Raw genomic sequence first — 23,640 nt, 5'->3', positions numbered from 1 at the left:
AGGGGCGCATCCCTGCGCCCGATAATGCTTCCCTGCCAGACATCACGGCGATCAGACCGTGTGATTCTGGTGCGGCTGTTGCAGTAGCTCCTCCAGTGAAACGTTAACCCCTTCCAACGTGACCAGCTGCGTACTGCTGTAGGCGGTACCGGTGCCGTCGCGGTCGATCGACAGAACGGTATTGCCATCGGCGGTATGATCTACCTTCACGAAGTCGTTGACGTTGCTGGTCGCGTCGTTCCAGCCGACGAGCAGACTGCTGATATCGATCTTGTCGCCGCTGGCGACAGAGAAATCGGTCCAGGTGTCATGCCCGTTGCCGCCGACGGCATCCGCGCTGTTGAGCAGGTGATACACCAGGGTATCGGCGCCCGCTCCGGCAGTGATGGTGTCGTCGTAGGCGCTGCTGGTCAGCGCGTCCGCCCCTGCGGTTCCGGTAATAAGCGGATGCAGGTCAATGGTGAAGCTGTTGGTGGTAATGGTGCCGTCGGCTGCCGCCAGGCTATAGCTGAACACCTCTTTATGCGCGATATCCTGCACGTTAACCGCTGAGTTCAGGGTGTAGGTGTAGTGACCGTCGGCAGAGATGCTCAGGGTGCCGTAGTCGCCCGCCACCAGCGTGATGCCCGTGCTGCTGACGGCGGTGGTCAGACCCGCCTCGTTGGTGATGCTCAGCGCGCCGGTGTGGACCGCACTGCTGTCGCCGTAGATGCTGCCGCTCGCCGCGGTGCCGTCATCGACGTGCGCTTCGGCAAACAGGCTGTTTACCGAGAAGAGCGCCGCCGCTGGGCCGTTGTGCAGGTTCACGGTCAGGGTGGCTGAGGTCACCGCGCCGCCGGCGTCGCGCACCGAGTAGGTGAACACATCCGTGGCTGGCACCGTATCGACATCCAGACCCGCTTTCAGCGCATAGGTGTAGTTACCTCTGGCGTCGATGGTCAGGGTGCCGTAGGTGGTGTTGATCACCGTATTACCGGTCGCTGAGATGGCGCTGCTGCCTACCGTGGTCACCTGCGTGCCTGCCGGAATCGTGCCGGCCACCGAGCTGGTGTCGTTCGCCAGCAGGTTGCCCGTTACGGTCGCCGCCACCGTCACCGCCAGGGTGGTGATATCTGACGTCGTGGTAACGGTGGTGGCAGGCAGGACGCTTGCGCCAGTACTGGTACCCAGCAGCACCGCGTAGTTGCCGGTGCCAAGGTTGCTATAGGTGACGTTACCGCCCGTCTGCGTCCCGATCGTCAGGAAGGTCGAGATGTAGTTGGCATTGCTCGATTTCACCACCCATGTGCCATTCGCCTGCTGCTGATAGAGGTAGAGCGTATAGGTCGAGGTCAGCGCCACCAGGCTGGTGGCCGAGGCGTGCAGCGTCACCGTACGGGTGTCGCCTGCGCCGACGCTGAACTGATAGGCGCCCGCACTCTGCAATACGCCGAGCGATAGTGTGCTGCCCAGGTTAGCGCTCAACAACGCCACGCCGCTGGTGCTGGTATTGGCGTTGGTGATGGTGCCGGTCTGGGTGGCGTAATCCACTTCGGTGGTGTCATTGGCCGCCACCACGCGGATAGCGCCCAGCACCGTTGCGGCGGGCGATACGTTGCCCGCGCGGTCGGCCTGAGTGACTGACAGCGAGGCGCCAGTGGTCTGGGCGGTGGTCAGCGTCAGCGAGAAGCTGCCGTTGGCCGCCACGGTGCCGCTGCCGATGGCGTTGCCGCCCGCGTCGCGTACCGTCACCGTCGCGCCCGCTTCCCCGCTACCGGTTAACGTGGTGCCCGCCGAATTAATCGCCAGTCCAGTGACCGCCGTCGGCGCCACGCTGTCGATGGTGACGTTCGCGGTCGTGGTGCCGCTGACGTTGCCTGCCGGATCCGTCACCGTCACGCTGAGCGGATGGACGCCCTGCGTCAGGGTAGAAGTGGTGAAGCTCCAGGCGCCACTGTTGCCTGCGATCGCCGTGCCCAACAGCGTCGTACCGTCAAAGATACTCACCGTTGCGCCCGCTTCCGCCGTGCCGCTCAGCACCGGCGTGGTGTCGCGCGTCGCCCCGCCGCTCGGTACCGTGACGGTCGGCGTCACCGAGTCATTGGTGATCACCAGCGTACTGGCCGCCGGCGCCGTGGTATCGATGGTCAGGGTGGCGTTAACGCCCGGACTGACGTTGCCTGCCGCATCGGTCGCGGTAACGGTCAGCGTGTGCGGACCGCTGGCCAGCGTCGGGCTAATCAGGCTCCACTGCCCGTTGCTGCCCACCGTGGCGGTGCCCAACAGCGTGGCGCCCTCATAGACGCTAATCCGCGCGCCGACTTCGCCGCTGCCGCTCAGCAGCGGAGTGTTGTCGTTGGTAACGCCGCCGTTAGGAATAGTCACCGGCGTGCTGCCATTGTTGTTGCTCACCGTCAGCGCCGTGACCGCCGCTGGGGCCGTGGTATCGACAATCACTGTGGCCGCCGTCGAACCGCTGACGTTGCCCGCCAGATCGGTCACCGTCACGCTCAACGGATGGGTGCCCTGCGTCAGCGCGCTGGTGGTGAAGCTCCACGCGCCGCTGGCGCCCGCCGTTGCTGTGCCCAGCAGCGTGCCGCCGTCGAAAATGCTGACGCGGCTGCCCGCTTCCGCCGTGCCGTTCAGAGTCGGCGTGTTGTCGTTAGTCGACCCGCCGTTCGCCACCACCGTGCCGGTGATGTCGTTGACGACCTGCAGCGTCGAGGCAGTTGGCGCCACCGTATCCACGGTAACGGAAACCGTGGCGGAGGCGGCGCTGGTGTTGCCTAACGCGTCGCGCACCGTCACGCTCAGCGGATGCACACCGTTGCTCAGCGCGCCGGTGGTGAAGCTCCACGCGCCGTTGGCGCCCGCCGTGGTTGAACCGAGCGCCGTGGTGCCGTCAAAGATCACCACGATAGCACCCGCTTCCGCCGTGCCGCTCAGCGTTGGCGTATTGTCGTCAGTGACAGCGCCGTTCGTCAGGTTGCCCTGAATAGTTCCGACGTTATCGCTCACCGTCAGATCGGTGACCGCTGCTGGCGCCGTGGTATCCACGGTCAGCGTCAGCGTGGTCGGCGAGCTGGTGTTGCCGACCGCATCGGTGGCGGTGACGCTCAGGGTATGAACTCCGTCCGCCAGCGTCGGCGTGACGAAGCTCCACTGACCGTTACTGCCCGCCGTTACGCTGCCCAGCACCGTGGTACCGTCGGTAATGGTGATGCGGCTGCCCGCCTCGGCGCTACCGGTGAGCGCCGGCGTGCTGTCGTTGGTGCTGCCGTTGCTGGCGATCGGCACCGGCGTGGTGCCGTTATTGTTGCTTGCCGTCAGGGTAACAGCCGCTGGCGGCGTGGTGTCCACCACAATGCTGGCCGTGGTGGAGCCGCTAACGTTGCCTGCCGGATCCGTCACCGTCACGCGCAGCGCATGCGCGCCTTCGGCGAGGAGGCTCGAGGTAAAGCTCCACGCGCCGCCTGTACCGACGGTCACGGTGCCCAGCGCCGTCGCGCCGTCATACACCGTGACGGTGCTGCCCGCTTCCGCCGTACCGCTCAGCACCGGCGTGTTGTCGTTGGTCGATCCGCCGTTCGGCACCGTCACGTTGGCGGCGTCGTTGGTGACCACCAGCGTCGATGCGGCTGGCGCGACGGTATCCACCGTCAGGGTAAACGGCGTCGCGGCGCTGGTGTTGCCAGCCGCGTTGGTCACCGTTACGTTGAGAGTATGCGCGCCGTTGCTCAGCGCGCCGGTGGTGAAGCTCCATGCGCCATTGGCGCCCGCCGTCACCGTGCCGAGCAGCGTAGCGCCGTCGTACACGGCCACGATATTGCCTGCGCCGGTGGTGCCGCTGAGGGTCGGCGTGTTGTCGTCGGTGACCGCGCCGTTCACCAGGTTGCCCTGCGTCGCCCCGACGTTATCGTTAACCGTCAGGTCGGCGACCGGCGCTGGCGCGGCGGTGGCGACCGTCAGCGTCAGCAGCGCGGCTTCGCTGGTGTTGCCTGCCGCATCGGTGGCGGTCACGCTCAGGGTATGCGGGCCGTCGGCCAGCGTCGGCGTGATAAAGCTCCACTGACCGTTGCTGCCCGCCGTAACGCTGCCCAGCACCGTGTTACCGTCGGAGATAAAGATGCGGCTGCCCGCCTCCGCCGTCCCCGTCAGCACTGGCGTGCTGTCGTTAGTGGTGCCGTTACTGGCGATCGGCGTCGCCGTCGCGCCGTTGTTGTTGCTGGCGGTCAGGGTTACCGGCGCTGGCGGCGCGGTGTCGACCACTACCGTCGCGGTGCCGGACGGCACGCTGACGTTGCCCGCCGCGTCGGTGACGCGAGCGCTCAGCGTATGGGTGCCCTGTGCCAGCGCGCGGGAGACGAAGCGCCAGCTGCCGCCAGCGTCAGCCGTAACGGATCCGAGCGCCGTGGCGCCGTCATAGATAGTCACCAGGCTGCCCGCCTCGGCAGTGCCGCTGACCACCGGCGTGTCGTCATTGGTGAAGCCGCCGTTCGGTATCGCCGTATTGGTGGCGTCGTTGGTGATCGTCAGATTCGCGGCCGTCGCTGGCGCGATGGTATCCACGGTGAAGGCGATAGCGGCGGAGCGATCGCTCAGGTTGCCCGCCGCATCCGTTACCGTCACGCTCAGCGCATGCGGACCGTTGGTCAGCAGCGGCGAGACGAAGCTCCATGCGCCGCCTGCTCCCGCTGTAGTCGAGCCGATGACGGTGTCGCCGTCATAGACGGTGACCAGCGCGCCAGCTTCGGTGGTGCCGCTCAGCTGCGGCGTGTTGTCGTTGGTGGCGGTGCCGTTGGCGATCTCCACCGCCGTGGTGCCGTTGTTGTTGGTCAGCAGCAGATCGGTGGCGGTGGTCGGCACCGTGGTATCGACGGTAATGGCGATCGGGCCAGCCGACGCGCCAGGGTTTCCTGTGGCATCTACCGTGGTAATGGTGAAGCTGTGCGCCCCCTCCGCCAGTGCCGCTGGCGTAAAGGTCCATACGCCGCCAGCGCCGACGGTGACGCTGCCCAGCGTGGTTCCGCCGTCAGCGATGGTAATCACGTCGCCGGCGGTCGCCTGACCGCTCAATACCGGCGTGGTGTCGCTGGTAGAGGCGCCGTTGGCCAGATTAACCAGCGTGCTGCCGCTGTCGTCGGTAAGCTGCAGCGTACTGGAAGTCGGCGGCAGACCATTCTCAATGGTGATAGCGAATGGCGTGCTCGCCGCGCCGACGTTGCCTGCTACATCGGTCTGCGTAACGGTAAAGCTGTGCGGACCGTTGCTCAGCGCGCCGGTGGTAAAGCTCCATGCGCCACCGGCGCCCGCCGTTACCGATCCCAGCAGCGTGTCGCCGTCATAGACGCTGACGACGCTGCCCGCCTCCGCCGTGCCGCTCAGCGTCGGCGTGTTGTCGTCGGTGACCGCGCCGTTAGCCAGCGGGCCGTTGGTGGCGCCCGCATCGTCGCTCACCGCCAGATCGGCGATGGCCGCAGGCGGCGTGAGATCGACGTTAATGGTGTAGGGCTGCGCCTCGGTGCTGACGTTGCCTGCCGCGTCGGTGACCGATACGGTAAAGGTATACTGCCCGTCGGTCAGCGTGCCGGTCTCGAAGCGCCAGACGCCGCTCTGGTTCACCGTAGCGGTGCCGAGCAGCGTGTCACCCTCATAGATATTGACCGTAGCGCCCGCCTCGGCGGTGCCGCGCAGCACCGGCGTATCGTCGTTGGTATAGCCGTCGTTGGCGATCAACACCGGCGTCGCGCCGTTGGTATCATAGATATCAAAGGTCGCCACCGGCTGCGGCGGCGTGGTATCCACGGTCAGGGTGATGGAGGAGGTGGAGCTGATATTGCCCGCCGCATCAGTTACCGTGACGTTCAGCGTATGCGCAGCGTCGGAGAGCGCTGGCGCTGGCGTAATGCTCCATGCCCCGCTGCCGTCCGCCGTTGCCGAGCCGACCGCCGTGGTGCCGTCGTAAACGGTAACCAGCGTGCCCGCCTCTGCCGTACCGCTGATGGCTGGCGTGCTGTCATTGGTGATGCCGCCGTCGGCAATACTCGTGCCGCCGTCGTTGCGCACCGTCAGCGCGCCTGCCGGTTCCGGCGGCGTCACGTCGACCACAAAGGTAAAGGCTTCAGAACGCGCGCTGACGTTGCCGATCTCGTCGGTCACCGTGGTGCTCAGCGCATGGCTGCCGTCCGCCAGCGCAGGCGAGGTAAAGGTCCATGCGCCCTGGTCGTCTGCAGTGACCGATCCGATCACCACGTCGCCGTCATAAAGGGTGACCAGGCTGTTGGCCTCTGCCGTTCCCGTCAGCACCGGCGTGTTGTCGCTGGTGGCGGCGTTCGGCGTCAGCACCACCGTTTCCGGGCCGTTGTCGCTGCTGACCGTCAGCGCAGACGCGTCCGGCGCCAGGGTGTCAACGGTAAACCCGATCGCCGCTGAAGGCGCGCTGGTGTTGCCCGCCGCATCGGTGAGGGTCACCGTCAGGCTGTGCGCGGCGTCGCTCAGCGTCGGCAGCGAGAAGCTCCACAGGCCGTTGGCGCCGACCGTGGTAGTGCCGAGCGCAAGGGCGCCGTCATAAACGGTGACGATGCTGCCCGCTTCGCCGCTGCCGCTCATCAGCGGCGTGCTGTCGCTGGTAATGCCGCCGTCGACGATCGCCGTTGCCGCCCCGTTATCGCTGGTGAGGGCGATATCCGCCGCCGTTGCCGGCGCGGTGGCGTCGATAACCACGCTGATAGCGGCGGCGGCGCCGACATTGCCTGCCGCATCGACAGGCGTCACGGTAAAGGTATAGGTGCCGTCGCTAAGCGCAGCCGGGGTATAGCTCCAGCTGCCGTCGGCGTTGACCGCTACGCTGTCCAGCAGCGTGGTGCCATTATAGATGGCGACCGTGCCGCCCGCCTCAGAGAGGCCGCTCAGCACCGGCGTGTTGTCATCGGTCAGGCCGCCGTCCGGAATAGCCGTTGGCGTTGCGCCGCTGTCGTTGCTCAGCGCCAGGCTGGTTACGGCCGCAGGCGGCTGGGTATCGACGTTCAGCGCGATGGCGCTGCTGGCCGGGCTGACGTTGCCGGCCGCATCTGTTACCACGGCGCTCAGGCTATGCGCGCCGTCGTTGAGCGTCGGCGCGGTAAAGCTCCAGCTACCGTCGTCATTCACGGTGGCGCTGCCGAGTACCGCCGTGCCGTCCAGCACGGTAACGATGCTGCCTGCTTCGGCGCTGCCGCTCAGCACCGGCGTGTTGTCGTTGCTCAGGCCGCCGTCTGGGATGGTCGCGCCGGTAAGATCGTTGGTGAGCGTCAGCCCGGTAACGGCCTCAGGCGCGGCGGTATCGATGGTAAAGCCAACAGGCGGAGTCGTGCCGCTGCTGTTGCCCGCCGCGTCGGTAACGCTCACGCTCAGGCTGTGCGGCCCGCTCGCCAGCGTCGGCGTGGTAAAGCTCCAGCTGCCCTCCGGTCCTACGGAGACGGAGCCGATCGCCTGGTCGCCGTCATAAACGGTGACGACACTGCCCGCCTCGGCCGTGCCGGTTAGCTCCGGCGTGGCGTCGTTGGTGGTGCTGCCGTCCACAATCGGCACCAGCGTCAGGCCGTTGTTGTTGTTAACCAGCACGTTGTCGGCCAGCGCAGGAACAGTGGTATCCACGCTGAAGCCCAGGGCTTCCGACGCAGGTCCGACGTTGCCCGCCGCATCGGTCACTACGGTGGTGTAGCTGTGCGCGCCTTCGCCCAGCGCTGGCGACGTAAAGCTCCAGCTGCCGTCAGCGCCGACGGTGGCCGTGCCTAGCACGACCGTACCGTCAGAGACAGTGACCGTGCCGCCCGGCTCCGCCGTCCCGCTCAGCACCGGCGTTGCGTCGTTGGTCGCGCCGCCTGCCGCAATGACGACGCCGCTGGCATCGTTGGTCAGCAGCAGTGCGGTCGCTGCCGCAGGCGCGGCGGTGTCGACGGTAAAGCCGATCGCCTCAGACGGCGCGCTGCTGTTGCCGGTGGCGTTCGTCACCACCACGCTCAGGCTGTGCGCGCCTTCGCTCAGGGTCGGCGCGGTGAAGCTCCAGCTGCCGTCGCCGCCGACCGTGGCCGTGCCCAGCACCGTGGTGCCGTCGGAAACGGTAACCGTGCTGCCCGCCTCAGCGGTGCCGCTCAGTACCGGCGTGGTGTCATTGGTCTGGCCGCCCGCTGCAATGGTCGTGCCGCTGGCGTCGTTAGTGAGCGCCAGATCCGTCGCCGCCGCAGGCGGTGTCAGATCGACGGTGAAGAGATAGGCCGCCGACGCTGGCCCGGTATTGCCGGCGGCATCGGTGACGGTGGCGGTCAGGCTGTGATCGCCCGCCGCCAGCGCCGGGGAGGTAAAGCTCCAGTTGCCGACCGCATCCACCGCCACGGAACCCAGTTCGGTCGCGCCGTCAAAAATGGTGACGACCCCGCCTGGCTCCGCCGTGCCGCTCAGCACCGGCGTCGTGTCATTGGTCGCGCCGTTTGCCGGGATCGTCGCCCCGCTCTGATCGTCAACCAGCATCAGGCCGAGCGCGGCCGCCGGCGGCAGCGTGTCTACCGTGAAGTTCAGCGGCGTGGTTGGCGCGCTGACGTTGCCCACCGAATCGGTCACGGTGGCGCTCAGGCTGTGCGAACCGTCGTCAAGCTGCGGCGAAGTGAAGCTCCAGCTGCCGTCATCAGCGGCGGTGACCGAGCCGAGCACCTGGTCGCCGTCAGAGACGGTGATCAGGCTGCCCGCTTCGGCGGTGCCGCTTAACACCGGCGCGTCGCTGTTGGTCAGGCCGTCTGCGGCGATAGCCGTGCCGCCTTCATCAGTGAGCAGCAGGTCGGCTGCTACGGCTGGCGGCGTGGTATCAACGGTGATGGCGACCGCTTCCGATGCCGGACCGGCGTTGCCCGCCGCGTCGGTCACCACGGCCGTCAGGCTATGATCCCCTTCGCTCAGGGCTGGCGCGGTAAAGCTCCAGCTGCCGTCACTGCCTACCGTCGCGGAGCCAAGCACCGTGTCACCGTCGTAAACGGTGACAAAGCCGCCCGCTTCGGCGGTGCCGTTCAATACCGGCGTCGGATCGTTGGTGACGGTGCCGGTGATTGGTACAGGGGCGCCGCTCTGATCGCTGCTGAGCAGCAGATCGCCTGCTGCGGTCGGCGCAACCGTATCGACGCTCACCAGCACTGGCGTTGTGGCGCTGCTGCTGTTGCCCGCCGCGTCGGTAACCACCGCGCTCAGGCTATGGTCGCCCTCGCCCAGCGTCGGCGTAGTGAAGCTCCAGTTGCCGTCATTGCCCACCGTTACGCTGCCCAGCGGCGTGTCGCCGTCGGAAACGGTAACGATGCTGCCCGGCTCGGCGCTGCCGCTCATGACCGGCGTGGCGTTATTAATCAGGCTACCGGACGCGATCGGCGCGCCGTCATTGCTCAGCACTACATCCGCCGGCAAGGATGGCGGTAATGTGTCGACGGTGATGGCGACAGGTGCAGAGGCGGGACTCGCGTTACCCGCCGCATCGGTGACCACCGCGGTGAGGCTGTGATCGCCATCGGACAGGGTCGGCGTGGTGAAACTCCAGCTGCCGTCGGTGCCTGCCGTGGTTGTGCCCAGCACCTGGACGCCGTCGGAAACCGTCACGATGCTGCCCGGTTCAGCGCTGCCGCTCAGCGTCGGCGTAGTGTTGCTGGTCGGCGCATCCGTGCCTACCGGGTCACCGTTGGCGTCGGTCAGCGCGATGTCTGCCGCCGCAGTCGGCGCAACGGTATCGATGGTCAGCGTCAGCGGCGTAGACTCAATCAGGTTGCCGGTCGCGTCGGTATAGCTGGCGATGAAGGTGTAGGTGCCATCCGCCAGCGCCGCAGGCGTGAAGTTCCACTGCCCGTTGGCGTCGGCGGTGACGCTGCCCAGCGCGTCACCGTTGCTGAAGAGGGTCACCAGCGCGCCTGCCGTGGCCAGGCCGCTAAGGATCGGCGTGGTGTCTTGCGTGCTGGCGCCGTTGGCCAGCGGCAGCAGCGGACTGCCGCTGTCGTCAATCGCCTCCAGCGAGACGGTGGCCGGCGGCAGACCCGCCTGAATGTTCAGGTTAAAGGCTGGCGTCGCCAGACTGACGTTGCCCGCCGCGTCGGTGACGCTCACCGTCATGCTGTGGTTGCCGTTGCTCAGCGCGATGGTGGTGACGCTCCAGTTGCCGCTGCCGTCAGCGACGGCGCTGCCCAGCAGCACGTCCCCTTCGTAAACGTTGACCAGCGCCCCCGCTTCCGCCTGGCCGCTCAGCGTCGGGGTGTTGTCATCGGTGGTGTCGCCGGAAGCCAACGGCCCCTGACTGCCGCCAACGTCGTCAGTCACTACCAGATTGCTGGCGGCGGCTGGCGGTGTGGTATCGACGGTAAAGCTCAGCGGCGCGGAAGCCGGGCCGACGTTGCCAGCGATATCGGTAACGGTGGTGGTCAGGCTGTGCGGCCCTTCCGCCAGCGCCGGCGTAGCAAAGCGCCAGTTGCCGTTATTATCGACCGTGGCGGTGCCCAGCAGGTTGCCGTTGTCGGAAACAGAGATGGTGCTGCCCGGCTCGCCCGTGCCGCTCAGTACCGGCGAGACGTCGCGTGTAGCGCTGCCGTCGCCGATCGGCGTGCTGGTGCTGCCGTTGTCGCCGGTAAGCTGCAGGTTATCGGCCGCGCTCGGCGCAAGGGTATCGACGGTGATATTCAGCGGACCGGCGTTGGTGGTCGCGCCGTCAGGCCTGACGATGGTGGCATAGAAAGCGTGCAGGCCGTTCGACAGCGAAAAGAGCCGGAAAGACCACTGGCCGCTGCCGTCAGCCGTGGTGCTGCCTATCAGCGTCTGGCCGTCGTAGAGCGTAACCACGCTGTTCGGATCGGCGAGGCCGCTCAGCACCGGACTGTCGTTATTGGTCGTGGCGCCGTCGATCAGCGGCGCGACGGTAGAGCCGGTTTCATTGACCGCCTCCAGCGGCGTGCTCGCTGGCGGCAGCGTGCCGTCAACGGTGAGCGCGAAGGCATCAGACGCCGGGCCGACGTTGCCTGCTGGATCGGTGAGAGTGGTCGTCAGGCTGTGCGCGCCGCTGCTCAGGGTCGGCGTGGTGAAGCTCCAGCTGCCGTCAGTGTCGACGGTGGTGTAACCCAGCACGACCTGGCCGTCATAAATCGTCACCAGCGCGTTTGGTTCGCCCTGACCGCTCAGGGTCGGGGTGCGATCGTCCGTGGTGTCGCCCGAGGCGAGCTGGCCTGTGGCATCCCCATAGTTGTCGGTGACCACCAGGTTGCTCACCGCCGCAGGCGCGACGGTATCTACGTTAAAGGCCAGCGGCGCGGAGGCCGAGCCGCTGTTGCCCGCTAAATCGGTTACCGTGGCGGTCAGGCTGTGTCCGCCCTCGCCCAGCGCCGGACTGATAAAGCTCCAGCTGCCGTCGGCGTTGACCGTCGCGCTGCCCAGCACCTGCTCGCCGTCGGTGACGGTAACGATGCTGCCCGGTTCAGCGCTGCCGCTCAGGGTTGGCGTGGTGCTGCTGGTGAAGCCGCCTGCCCCTATCGGCTGTAGCGTGCCGCCGCGGCTATCGCTCAACACCAGATCGACGATCGCCGCCGGCGGCGTGCTGTCGACGTCAAAGGTGATCGGCGCGGAGGCGTTGCTGACGTTGCCCGCCGCATCGGTCACGGTGGCGCTCAGGCTGTGAGCGCCCTCGCTCAGCGCAGGCGTGGTAAAGCTCCAGCTGCCGTCTGGACCAACGGCGGCGCTACCGAGTACGTTGCCGCCGTCGGAAACGGTGACAATGCTGCCCGCCTCCGCCGTGCCGCTCAGCACAGGCGTCGTATCATTGGTCGCGCCCGTGGTGACCGGCACCAGCGCGCCGCTGGCGTCGCTGCTCAGCTGCAGCCCGCTGACCGCATCCGGCACGACGCTGTCGATGGTGATATTCAGGACGGGCGAAGGCGTCACGCTGCCGTCCGCGTTGGCGGTGTCGGCGCGGAAGGCGTAGCTGCCCTCCTCCAGCGTCGCTGGCGTGAAGCTCCACTGACCGGCCGCATCGGCGGTGACGCTGCCGATGACCGCGTCGCCGTTATAGAGCGTCACCAGCGCGCCCGCGGTGGTCAGGCCGCTCAGCACCGGCGTGGTGTCGCGCGTGGTGGCGCCGTCAGCCAGCTCTACAAGGGTGCTGCCGCTGTCGTCGGTCACCACCAGCGAGGCGGTGGCTGGCGGCACGCCAGCGTCAACGGTGAGATCGAACGGTGCCGTCGGCGCGCTGACGTTGCCGACCGCATCGGTGACGGTGACGGTCAGGCTGTGCAGGCCGTCGCTCAGTGCCGGTGTGGTGAAGCTCCAGTTGCCGCTGGCATCTGCCGTCGCGGTGCCGAGCAGCGTGTCGCCGTCATAGACGCTGACGATGCCGTTGGCCTCCGCCGTGCCGCTCAGGGTCGGCGTGCTGTCATCGGTGGTGTCGCCCGAGGCGAGATCGCCCTGCGAGGCGCCCACGTCGTCGGTTACCACCAGGCCGGTGGCCGCCTCTGGCGCAGTGGCGTCAACGGTAAAGGTGAGCGGCGCCGAAGCCGGGCCGGTGTTGCCTGCCGCATCGGTCACGGTAGTGGTCAGGCTGTGGCTGCCGTCATTCAGAGCAGGCGAGGTAAAGCTCCAGCGGCCATCCTGCGCGACCGTGGCGCTACCGAGCACCGCGTCGCCGTCAGAAATAGTCACGATGCTGCCCGGTTCGGCGCTGCCGCTCAGCACAGGCGTAGCGTCGCTGGTGGTGTCGCCTGCCGCGACCGGCACGGAGACGCCGCTGCTGTCGCTGCTGAGCGCCAGATCGGTTGCGGCGACCGGCGCCTGCGTATCCAGAGTAAAGGTTGCTGGCGCAGTCGGCGCGCTGGCGTTGCCTGCCGCATCGGTCACCACTGCCGTCAGGCTGTGGCTGCCGTCGGCGAGAACCGGCGAGGTGAAGCTCCAGCTGCCGTCCTGAGCGGCCGTGACGCTGCCCAGCACCGTGCCGCCGTCAGAGACGGTGACGATGCTGCCCGCCTCTGCCGTGCCGCTCAGTACTGGCGCGTTGTTGTTCGTGAGACCGCCGATGGGATCGCCGTTCTCATCCGCCAGCGCAATGTCGGTAGCGGTTGCTGGCGCCGCGGTGTCGATGGCGATCGTCAGCGTGGCGGAGTCGGTGATATTGCCCGCGGCGTCGGTGACGCTGGCGCGGAAAGCGTAGTCGCCGTCCGGCAGCGCCTGCGGCGTAAAGCTCCACAGGCCATTAGCGTCGGCGGTAACGCTGCCGATAGCCGTATCGCCGTTGTAAAGCGTGACCAGCAGTCCGGCGGCGGTCTGGCCGCTCAGCGTCGGCGTCGCGTCGCGGGTGCTGGCGCCGTCAGCGAGATCCACTGGCGCGCCGCTGCTGTCGTCAGCGACCGCCAGCGTCAGGGTCACAGGCGGCTGGCTGGCCGCCACGGTCAGGTCGAAAGGCGTCGTCGGCGCGCTGACGTTGCCGGCTGCATCGGTCACGGTTAGCGTCAGGCTGTGCAGGCCGTCGGCCAGTTCCGGCGTGGTAAAGCTCCAGCTGCCGCTGCCGTCGGCATTGGCCGTTCCCAACAGGGTGTCGCCGTCGTAGACGCTGACGACGCTATTGGCTTCCGCCGTGCCGCTCAGGGTCGGCGTGCTGTCGTCGGTGGTGTCGCCGGACGCCAGCGCGCCCTGACGATCGCCGACGTCATCCGTCACGGTGACGCCTGACGCTGTCAGCGGCGCGGAGGTATCGAGAGTAAAGGTCAGCGGCGTAGAAGCTGCGCTAACGTTGCCCGCCGCATCGGTCACGGTGGCGGTCAGGCTGTGGCCGCCTTCGGCGAGCGTCGGCGTGGTAAAGCTCCAGCTGCCGTCCTGGGCGACGGTGGTCGTGCCCAGCACATTGTCGCCATCGGAAACGGTGACGATACTGCCCGGCTCCGCCGTGCCGCTCAGCACCGGCGTAGGGCTATTGGTGATGCCGTCGCCTGTTACCGGCACGCCGTTAGCGTCGGTCAGGGCGGCGTCCGTGACCGTCGCAGGCGCGACGGTATCGATGGTGACGGTCAGCACCGGCGAGGACGTCACGCTGCCGTCCGCGTTGGCGGTGTCGGCGCGGAAGGCGTAGCTGCCATCGTCCAGCGCCGCTGGCGTAAAGCTCCACTGGCCCGCCGCATCGGCGGTGACGCTGCCGATGACCGCGTCGCCGTTATAGAGCGTCACCAGCGCGCCCGCGGTGGTCAGGCCGCTCAGCACCGGCGTAGTGTCGCGCGTGCTGTCGCCGTCGGCCAGCGCCACAAGGGTGCTGCCGCTGTCGTCGGTTACCTCCAGCGAGGCGGTGGCTGGCGGCACGCCGGCGTCAACGGTGAGATCGAACGGTGTCGTCGGCGCGCTGACGTTGCCTGCCGCATCGGTGACGGTGACGGTCAGGCTGTGCAGGCCGTCGCTCAGTGCCGGCGTGGTGAAGCTCCAGCTGCCGTTAACGTCAGCCGTGGCGGTGCCAAGCAGCGTATCGCCGTCATAGACGCTGACGATGCCGTTGGCCTCCGCCGTGCCGCTCAGGGTCGGCGTGCTGTCGTCGGTGGTGTCGCCCGAGGCGAGATCGCCCTGCGAGGCGCCCACGTCGTCGGTTACCACCAGGCCGGTGGCCGCCTCCGGGGCGAGTGTATCAACGGTAAAGGAGAGCGGCGCCGAAGCCGGGCCGGTGTTGCCTGCCGCATCGGTCACGGTAGTGGTCAGGCTGTGGCTGCCGTCATCCAGAGCAGGCGAGGTAAAGCTCCAGCGGCCATCCTGCGCGACCGTGGCGCTACCGAGCACCGCGTCGCCGTCAGAAATGGTCACGATGCTGCCCGGTTCGGCGCTGCCGCTCAATACCGGGGAGGCGTCGCCCGTGGCAGAGCCTGCGGCGACCGGCACGGAGACGCCGCTGCTGTCGCTGCTGAGCGCCAGATCGGCCGCGGCGATCGGCGCCTGCGTGTCCAGGGTAAAGTTTGCCGGCGCGCTCGGCGCGCTGGCGTTGCCCGCCGCATCGGTCACCACCGCCGTCAGGCTGTGGCTGCCGTCGGCAAGCGCTGGCGAGGTGAAGCTCCAGCTGCCATCCTGGCCGACCGTAACGCTGCCCAGCGGCGTGCCGCCGTCAGAGACGGTAACGATGCTGCCCGGCTCCGCCGTGCCGCTCAGCACCGGCGCGTTATTGTTGGTGAGGCCGTCGATCGGATCGCCGCTGGCGTCCGCCAGCGTAACGTCCGCCGCCGCTGTCGGCGCGACAGTGTCGATAGTAATCGCCTGGGTGGCGGAATAGATGATGTTGCCTGCGGCGTCGGTGACGGCAGCGCGAAAATCGTAGGTGCCGTCCGCCAGCGCGGCGGGCGTAAAGCTCCACTGGCCGTTGATGTCGGCAGTGACGCTGCCGATTACGGTATCGCCGCTATAGAGCGTCACCAGCGCGTTGGCGAAGGTCGCGCCGCTCAGCACCGGCGTGGTGTCGCGGGTGCTGGCGCCGTCGGCCAGATCCACCGGCGCGCTGCCGCTGTCGTCGGTGATCACCAGCGTGCTGGCCGCTGGCGGTTCGCCTGCGGCCACGGTGAAATCGAACGGCGCGGTCGGCGCGCTAACGTTGCCTGCCGCATCGGTCAGCGTCAGCGTCAGGCTGTGCGCGCCGTTGCTCAGCGTCGGCGTGGTAAAGCTCCAGTTGCCGTCGGTGCCGACCGTCAGGCTGCCGATGGCGACGCCGTTATCGTAAATCGTCAGCAGCGAATCGGGCTCCGCCTGTCCGCTCAGAACAGGGGTCGCGTCGTCGGTGGTGGCGCCTGACGTCAGCGGACCCGTGCTGTCGCCGACGTCGTCAGTGACCACCAGACCGCTGACCGCTTCCGGCGCCTGCGTATCGACGGTAAAGTTCAGCGGCGCGGAAGCCGCGCTCACGTTGCCCGCCGCATCCGTTACCGTTGCTGTCAGGCTATGGCTGCCGTCCGTCAGTACCGGCGTAGTAAAGCTCCAGCTGCCATCTCCGCCTGCAGTAACGGTGCCCAGCAGCGTGTCGCCGTCTCGCACGGTGACTGTGCTGCCCGGTTCCGCGCTGCCGCTCAGCGTCAGGGCATTATCGTTTGTCGCGCTGCCGGCGGCCACCGCTGCGCCGTTGTCGTTAGTCAGCTGCAGATCGGCTGGCGTGGTTGGCGCCAGCGTGTCGATAGTGATGGTCAGCACCGGCGACGGGGTAATGCTGCCGTCCGCATTGGTGGTGTCGGCGCGGAAGGCGTAGGTGCCATCCACCAGCGCGGCGGGAGTAAAATTCCACTGACCGCTGGCGTCGGCGGTGACGCTGCCGATGATCGTGTCGCCGTTGTAGAGCGTTACCAGCGCGCCTGCGGTGGTCAGGCCGCTCAGGGTCGGCGTGCTGTCTGCGGTCGAAGCGCCATTGGAAAGCGGCACCAGCGTACTGCCGCTGTCGTCGGTGATCTCCAGCGAGCTGGTCGCTGGCGGCAGATCCGCCGCGACGTTAACTACAATCGCCGCCGTCGGCGCGCTGACGTTGCCTGCCGCATCGGTGACGGTTGCCGTCAGGCTATGGCTGCCGTTGCTCAGGGCGGGCGTGGTAAAGCTCCAGAGGCCATCGGCGCCGACCGTGACCGTGCCGAGTAAGGTATCGCCGTCATATACGCTGACGGTAGTGCCCGCTTCTGCCTGGCCGCTCAACGCTGGCGTATTGTCGTCGGTCGAGCTGCCGGAAGCGAGCGGCCCCTGGCTGTCGCCGACGTTATCGGTCAGCTGCAGGTTGCTGGCGGCATTCGGTGCCAGGGTATCAACGGTGAAGGTCAAGGTGGTCGCCGGGCTAACGTTGCCTGCCGCATCGGCGGCGGTAATGCTCAGAGTATGGCTGCCTTCGCCCAGCGTAGAGGTAGTGAAAGACCAGCGCCCATCGCTGCCGACGATAACCGTGCCCAGCACGGTGCCGTTATCGGAAATGGTGACGGTGCTGCCCGCTTCGGCGGTTCCCTGCAGCGTCGGCGTTGTGTCGCTGGTCGCGCCGTTTGCGGCGACAGGCGTCAGGATCGCGCCATTATCGCTGCTGGCGCTCACGTCGGTTAGCGCTGGCGCAAGGGTATCGACGGTAAAGTTCAGCGGATCGGTGGCGCTGCTGGTGTTGCCTGCAGCGTCGGTGACCGTCACCGTCAGGCTGTGCTGGCCATCCGCCAGCGCCGGTGAAGTAAAGCTCCAGCTGCCGTCTGCATTGACGGTCGCGGTTCCCAGCAGCGTGCCGTTGTCGTAAACGCTGACGGTCGCGCCCGCTTCAGCGGTTCCGCTTAAGACCGGGGTATTGTCATCGGTAATGCCGCCTGCGGCAATCGGGCCCTGAATGGCGCCGACGCTGTCGTTAATCACTACATTGGTCGCCGCGCCGGGCGCGGTGGTATCACCGCCGCCTGTGCCGCCACCATTGTCGCCGCCGCCTGTGCCGCCGCCGGTATTGCCACCGCCTGTGCCGCCGCCAGGGTTATCTCCGCCGCCGGTGCCGCCTGCATCGCCGCCGCCACCACCACCACCACCACCACCACCACCGTTAGTAGCAAACAGCGCGCCGATACCCGCCAGCGCCGCGCCGCCGATACCAAAGGCGGCGATAGTGTTGTCGCTGGTCAGGTTATCCGCCAGCAGCCCTTCGGTGCTGTCGATCGAGACGTACTGGAAACCCTGCTCACCGGGATTCTCTACCCACCAGAGCGCGCCCTTATCATCCTGCAGCACCAGGTCGCTTTCACCTGCCGGGCCATAAAAATTATGAATAACAACCGTTTCGCCAGATTTCGTGGTTACAACAAGATCATTGCCGTTGCGTGCGAAAGATTTAATGTCAGATCGATTGAGATTGAGTTTAATCACACTTGGAGTGGACAAATTGACGCTGCTGCCACTCAGCTGCGAGGCGATAGTCCCGCCTTTAGGCGTTACTGAGATATTATTCATGTTATGTATATCCCACTGAGGTTATTGAATTCATAAAAATGCCCGGCACCCAGAGATGCCGGTTTATCCGTGAATAACGCTGTGTGCTATTCACTCCCCTCTTTGTCGATCCCATCCGCTTGACGAAATCGCACTGAGCCGTGTTGAGTCTTTATCCTGGTGAGGGAATCACTTTTATTTTTCTAATAACCACAATGGGCTAGCCGGTTGCCGTAATAACGGAAACCGGCGGCATATCATAAAAAATTAGGGCGGCTGACGATGGCGGCCTGTTGTTTTTTTAACGCTCTGGATGGTGAGGCTGTTGCTGTTTGCTCAATAAAATCCGCTAAATAGCGCGCTTTCCAGTGATGGCCCTGCATACCGACAATCGGTTTGCGCGCGAGCAGCTGGAGATGCCGTTCTGTCTCTACGCCCTGAACGATAACGCCATTGCAGAAATCGTTTACATGATTAAGCAGCGTATCGAAGGCATAGCCATTGCCATATTTCCAGAAGAAGTCTCTGCTGGTTTTGACATATTCAAACAGGCCGCTGGTTAGCATTGATAAGGTTGATCCGCCCGCCGCGAAATCATCCAGCCATAATAACGCTGGGGTAATACCCGCCAGCTTTTGCAGCAGCAGGCGGTCGGCGGCGCGATAGCGCTCGGTAAAAAAGGCGGAAACTTCCAGGCGCAAGAAGGGTAGCCGATCGAGCTTTTGCTGCGTCGCGTCGTTATTTAAAACGCCGCGAATAATATCGCCGTCGACATTAAGGCTGATGATATCCCTGAAACCGCCTTTATAAAGCGCCTCGAGCTGTTCCAGCTGGAGCTGAAAAAGCTGCCATTTTTCCGCCTCAAGCAGGCAGTCGAACAGGCGGTGTCCGCTGTCAGCATCCGCCAGTACATTCATTTCGCGGTCCGGCGTGAAGCGCGTTAACAGCTCCCACGCCGTCACCTCTCCGGACAGAGCGTGAACAGGGTCAAGCAGAAAAGTGTAATGCTGACGAAGATTTAGTTGGCGACCCATTCTGCTGCTACCCGATCTACCCGATAAGTCAGCCACCTGAAAACAGCAACGGAAATGTCAGGAAAATTCATATGAACGTTAAGAAAACACAGAAGATTCTTAACACCTTAACCTGATGCTAACGTACAACTTACATTTTGAAAAATAGATTTAAGCCAAACCCGGTGGAAAATTCAATAGCCAAAACCAATCAATTACGGTGATTGAAAAGGATTTTCAGAAATAAAAAATCATAAAACATGCTATAAATTAATTGCTGTGGCGGGCTTGACGAATTTAAAATATTCTACTCATTTGATTTTATTACTAAATAATTTTAATTCGCCATAACAAACATCACATTATCTGATAAGTTTTACTTGAAACCAAAATCGCACAGGTTTCCAAAAGGTGCCAAATAAAAACGCCATTTATAAATTCAGCTTTAGGCATAATGTTTAAATTTTATAATATATAAGCCTAAAAAACAGAGGCTATACACGCTGTAAATTTAACAATCGCGCCCGACCGAATAGAGGCCAACGCTAACGCCTCGTTTTTCCTAAAAAATTCAGCGGTAAACAAAACACCTTTTTAGGACACGGCTTTTACGAAGCTTAATCAGGCGTGAAACGGTGATAACGCTCACAAAACAGGTAAAAAGGGGAATTTCAGGCGGGAGAAGAGAATACCGGGCCCCTGACGAGGCCCGGCATGAAGCGTTACTTACTCATCTTCAAGATAGGTGTAGCCGTACAGGCCGCTTTCAAACTCTTCCAGGAACTGCGCGCGCAGCTCGTCGTCGAGATCGGTCTCTTTGACCTGATTACGGAACAGCGTCATCAGCTCGTCGGGATTCAGCTGTACGTACTCCAGCATATCCGCAACGGTATCGCCCTCGTCCGACAGCTCGACCTCGACTTCGCCGCCCGCGCGCGCGTAGACGTTGACCGCCTCGGTATCGCCGAACAGGTTATGCATATTGCCGAGGATCTCCTGATAGGCGCCGACCATAAAGAAGCCGAGCATCGGCGGATTCTCTGGATCGTATTCCGGCATCGGCATGGTGGCAGCGATGCCGTCGCCGTCGACGTAGTGATCGATGGTGCCGTCGGAATCGCAGGTGATGTCCAGCAGCACCGCGCGACGCTCCGGCTTTTTATGCAGCCCTTCCAGCGGCAGTACCGGGAACAGCTGATCGATGCCCCAGGCATCCGGCATCGACTGGAACAGCGAGAAGTTGACGTACATCTTGTCCGCCATACGCTCCTGCAGCTCGTCGATAATTGGACGATGCGCGCGGTTGCTCGGGTCGAGATGCTGCTGAATATAGTGGCAGATGCTCAGGTAAAGCTGCTCCGCCCAGGCGCGCTGCGTCAGATCGTAGGTACCGGAGGCGTAGCCGGTGTGGATATCGTGCAGATCCATCTGGCTGTCGTGCAGCCACTCGCGCAGCGAACGGCGCACGTCAGGTTCGTGCATCTCCTGCCAGGTTTCCCACATGCTGAGGATCGGGCGCGGCGCATCTTCTTCCGGCGCCTGCGGCGTAATGAACTCGTTACGCTCCACGCCGATAATGTTGGAAACCAGCACGGTATGGTGCGCGGTCACGGCGCGGCCCGACTCGGTGATTACCGTCGGGTGATCCAGCCCGTGCTCTTCGCAGGCATCGCCGATCGCCCAGATAACGTTGTTGGCATACTCGTTAAGACCATAGTTGACCGAGCAGTCGGACTGCGAGCGGGTACCTTCATAGTCGACGCCCAGACCGCCGCCGACGTCGAAGCATTTGATGTTGACGCCCAGCTTCGCCAGTTCGACATAGAAACGCGCCGACTCGCGCACGCCGGTAGCGATGTCGCGAATATTGGCCATCTGCGAACCGAGGTGGAAGTGCAGCAGCTGCAGGCTGTCGAGACGGCCCGCGTTGCGCATAATCTCCACCAGCTGCAGCACCTGCGACGCCGAGAGGCCGAACTTCGATTTTTCGCCGCCGCTCGACTGCCATTTGCCGGAGCCCTGCGACGCCAGACGCGCGCGGATGCCGAGGCGCGGCACCACGTTCAGACGCTCGGCCTCTTCCAGCACCAGGCGCACTTCCGTCATCTTCTCGATGACCAGATAGACTTTGTGGCCGAGCTTTTCGCCAATCAGCGCCAGACGAATATATTCGCGATCTTTGTAGCCGTTGCAGACGATCACCGTGCGGGTTTTGCCGGCGTGGGCCAGCACCGCCATTAGCTCCGCTTTGGAGCCCGCTTCCAGCCCCAGCGGTTCGCCGGAGTTGACCAGCGATTCGATCACGCGCTTATGCTGGTTGACCTTAATCGGGTAGACCAGGAAGTAGTCGCCGCGATAGCCGTAGGATTCGCGCGCGCGCTTGAACGCCGCGTTAATCGAGCGCAGACGATGCTGCAGGATTTGCGGAAAGCAGAACAGCGCAGGCAGACGCTGGCCCTGGGCCTCGCGCTCTTTCACCAGATTCGCCAGATCGACGCGCAGCGTCGGCTCGTCCGGGTTCGGACAGACGCTGACGTGACCGAGTTCGTTAACGTCGTAGTAGTTATTGCCCCACCAGGCAACGTTATAGGTACGCAGCATTTTGCTGGCATCCTGGTCGTTCATTGCAACCTCCTGCATTGAGCGGAGCACACCCTGTTCGCCGGCTGACGAACCCTTAATAGTCTTCATGTCGCCAGACATCACGAACCTCGAATTCTGTTGGAATGTGAAAAAAGCACAAAACTAAGTGTAAAACACCCTGGCCCGTTACGTGTAAATGGACCCCGAATGCATCACGACGTTCACTGACGTGCAATCGCCAGTAGCGTAAATAAGGAAAAACAGGTTAACCGGCGCGCGTGTCGGGAGAATGACCGCAACAGGCGATTCGTCGGAAAAGAGGAGAAAAGACAGGAAAGGAGTACGCCAGCGCGCCCGTTGAGCGCAGAGAACCGCAAGAGAGGAGAGCGTGGTTCATTACTTCTGTCACCTCCACACATGTTTTGGCATGTGGAAATAATCTGGGCGAACGTCAGAGAGGCTCTGACAGTGGCTTACGCGCAGCGGCGTCATCCTTATGGCTGCAGGCAGCAGCGGCGTTTTATACCGCCTGACGGGCGAAATTGCAAAGCGTTTCGCTGGTTTGCCGCCGTTCCGCGTCACGATTTTTTGCCAGCGGCTACTTTTCCGAAAAATGCGGAAACAGAAAAAGGGCTGGCATTTCGTTCACCCCTTAACCTAAAATAGCCGTCCAGATGGTTTTCCATCTAAACTGGTTAACATCCAGGCGTTTTACGTCTGACATACTGACACTTCTAAAACTGCTCGCGGCTTTGCCTGAAGGGGCGTCAAGTAAGTTCATCTCACTTACGCTATGCAGTCGAATTCAAACCATTTGTAAGGTAAAGAACAGAATGGCTAAACACCTTTTTACGTCCGAGTCCGTATCAGAAGGACATCCTGATAAAATCGCCGACCAGATTTCTGACGCCGTGCTGGACGCCATCCTCGAGCAGGATCCCAAAGCGCGCGTGGCCTGCGAAACCTACGTTAAAACCGGTATGGTGCTGGTCGGCGGTGAAATCACCACCAGCGCATGGGTCGATATCGAAGAGATTACCCGCAATACCGTACGTGAAATCGGTTATGTCCATTCCGATATGGGCTTTGATGCCAACTCCTGTGCCGTTCTGAGCGCCATCGGCAAGCAGTCGCCCGACATTAACCAGGGCGTTGACCGCACCGATCCGCTGGAGCAAGGCGCGGGCGACCAGGGCCTGATGTTCGGCTACGCCACCAACGAAACCGACGTGCTGATGCCGGCACCGGTGACCTATGCGCACCGTCTGGTGCAGCGCCAGTCTGAAGTACGTAAAAACGGCGCGCTGCCGTGGCTGCGTCCGGACGCGAAAAGCCAGATCACTTTCCAGTACGACGGCGGCAAAATCGTCGGTATCGACGCGGTGGTGCTCTCTACCCAGCACTCTGAAGATATCGACCAGGCAACCCTGCGCGAAGCGGTGATGGAAGAGATCATCAAGCCGGTGCTGCCGACCGAGTGGATCAACGCCAGCACCAAGTACCACATTAACCCGACCGGTCGCTTCGTTATCGGCGGCCCGATGGGCGACTGCGGCCTGACCGGCCGTAAAATCATCGTCGATACCTACGGCGGCATGGCGCGTCACGGCGGCGGCGCTTTCTCCGGCAAGGATCCATCGAAGGTTGACCGCTCTGCGGCCTACGCGGCGCGCTACGTGGCGAAAAACATCGTTGCCGCCGGCCTGGCCGACCGCTGCGAGATTCAGGTCTCTTACGCTATCGGCGTAGCGGAGCCGACCTCCATCATGGTGGAAACCTTCGGCACCGAGAAGATCTCAACCGAACAGCTGACGCTGCTGGTGCGCGAGTTCTTTGACCTGCGTCCTTACGGCCTGATTCAGATGCTGGACCTGCTGCAGCCGATCTATAAAGAGACCGCCGCTTACGGTCACTTCGGTCGCGAACACTTCCCGTGGGAAAAAACCGACAAAGCTGCTCAGCTGCGCGACGCTGCTGGCCTGTAAGGTTTCTCTCTCAAGGCTCTCCCCTGTCGCAGGGGAGAGCCTTGTTTTTTGGCCTCTTTTTTCTCCGCTTTCCGCCCCATTCAGCACATTTCCTTTTCTCTACTACACTTTTCACACTCGTCAAGCCTCGGCGTGTTACCGATTACAAATTGAAACGCTTT

Annotated in this window: 4 protein-coding genes; 1 reads left to right on the top strand and 3 read right to left on the bottom strand. The window is 64.0% G+C overall.

Annotated features, from left to right (window positions below):
- Window positions 1–51 precede the first annotated feature (51 nt).
- The 3 genes from PVE98_RS03410 to speA form a co-directional block, all read right to left on the bottom strand.
- Complete coding sequence (locus tag PVE98_RS03410) at window positions 52–17,919, bottom strand: Ig-like domain-containing protein (protein ID WP_407568543.1); 17,868 nt, start codon at window positions 17,917–17,919, stop codon at window positions 52–54.
- 236 nt (window positions 17,920–18,155) lie between these two features.
- Window positions 18,156–18,968 (bottom strand): EAL domain-containing protein, encoded by an 813-nt coding sequence (locus PVE98_RS03405; protein ID WP_227741498.1) that lies wholly within the window; start codon window positions 18,966–18,968, stop codon window positions 18,156–18,158.
- Between the two features lie 669 nt (window positions 18,969–19,637).
- Complete coding sequence (speA, locus tag PVE98_RS03400; protein WP_072010440.1) at window positions 19,638–21,614, bottom strand: biosynthetic arginine decarboxylase; 1,977 nt, start codon at window positions 21,612–21,614, stop codon at window positions 19,638–19,640.
- A gap of 713 nt (window positions 21,615–22,327) precedes the next feature.
- On the opposite strand from speA, the gene metK reads away from it, so the two are divergent.
- A complete protein-coding gene (gene metK / locus PVE98_RS03395) occupies window positions 22,328–23,479 on the top strand; it encodes a methionine adenosyltransferase (RefSeq protein ID WP_033752247.1) in 1,152 nt (383 codons plus the stop codon).
- Window positions 23,480–23,640: the final 161 nt, after the last annotated feature.

Source organism: Pantoea sp. GABEPS69, assembly GCF_045780835.1.
In the GTDB taxonomy this organism is placed as follows: domain Bacteria; phylum Pseudomonadota; class Gammaproteobacteria; order Enterobacterales; family Enterobacteriaceae; genus Pantoea; species Pantoea septica.
Note: the sequence above shows the minus strand (reverse complement) of the source record. Positions and strands in the feature narration are given on the sequence as shown.

What these genes read in the sequence shown, in the direction of transcription:
- PVE98_RS03410 (WP_407568543.1), bottom strand. Translation starts at nt 17,919, where the DNA reads ATGAATAATATCTCAGTAACGCCTAAAGGCGGGACTATCGCCTCGCAG.
- speA (WP_072010440.1), bottom strand. Translation starts at nt 21,614, where the DNA reads ATGTCTGGCGACATGAAGACTATTAAGGGTTCGTCAGCCGGCGAACAG.
- metK (WP_033752247.1), top strand. Translation starts at nt 22,328, where the DNA reads ATGGCTAAACACCTTTTTACGTCCGAGTCCGTATCAGAAGGACATCCT.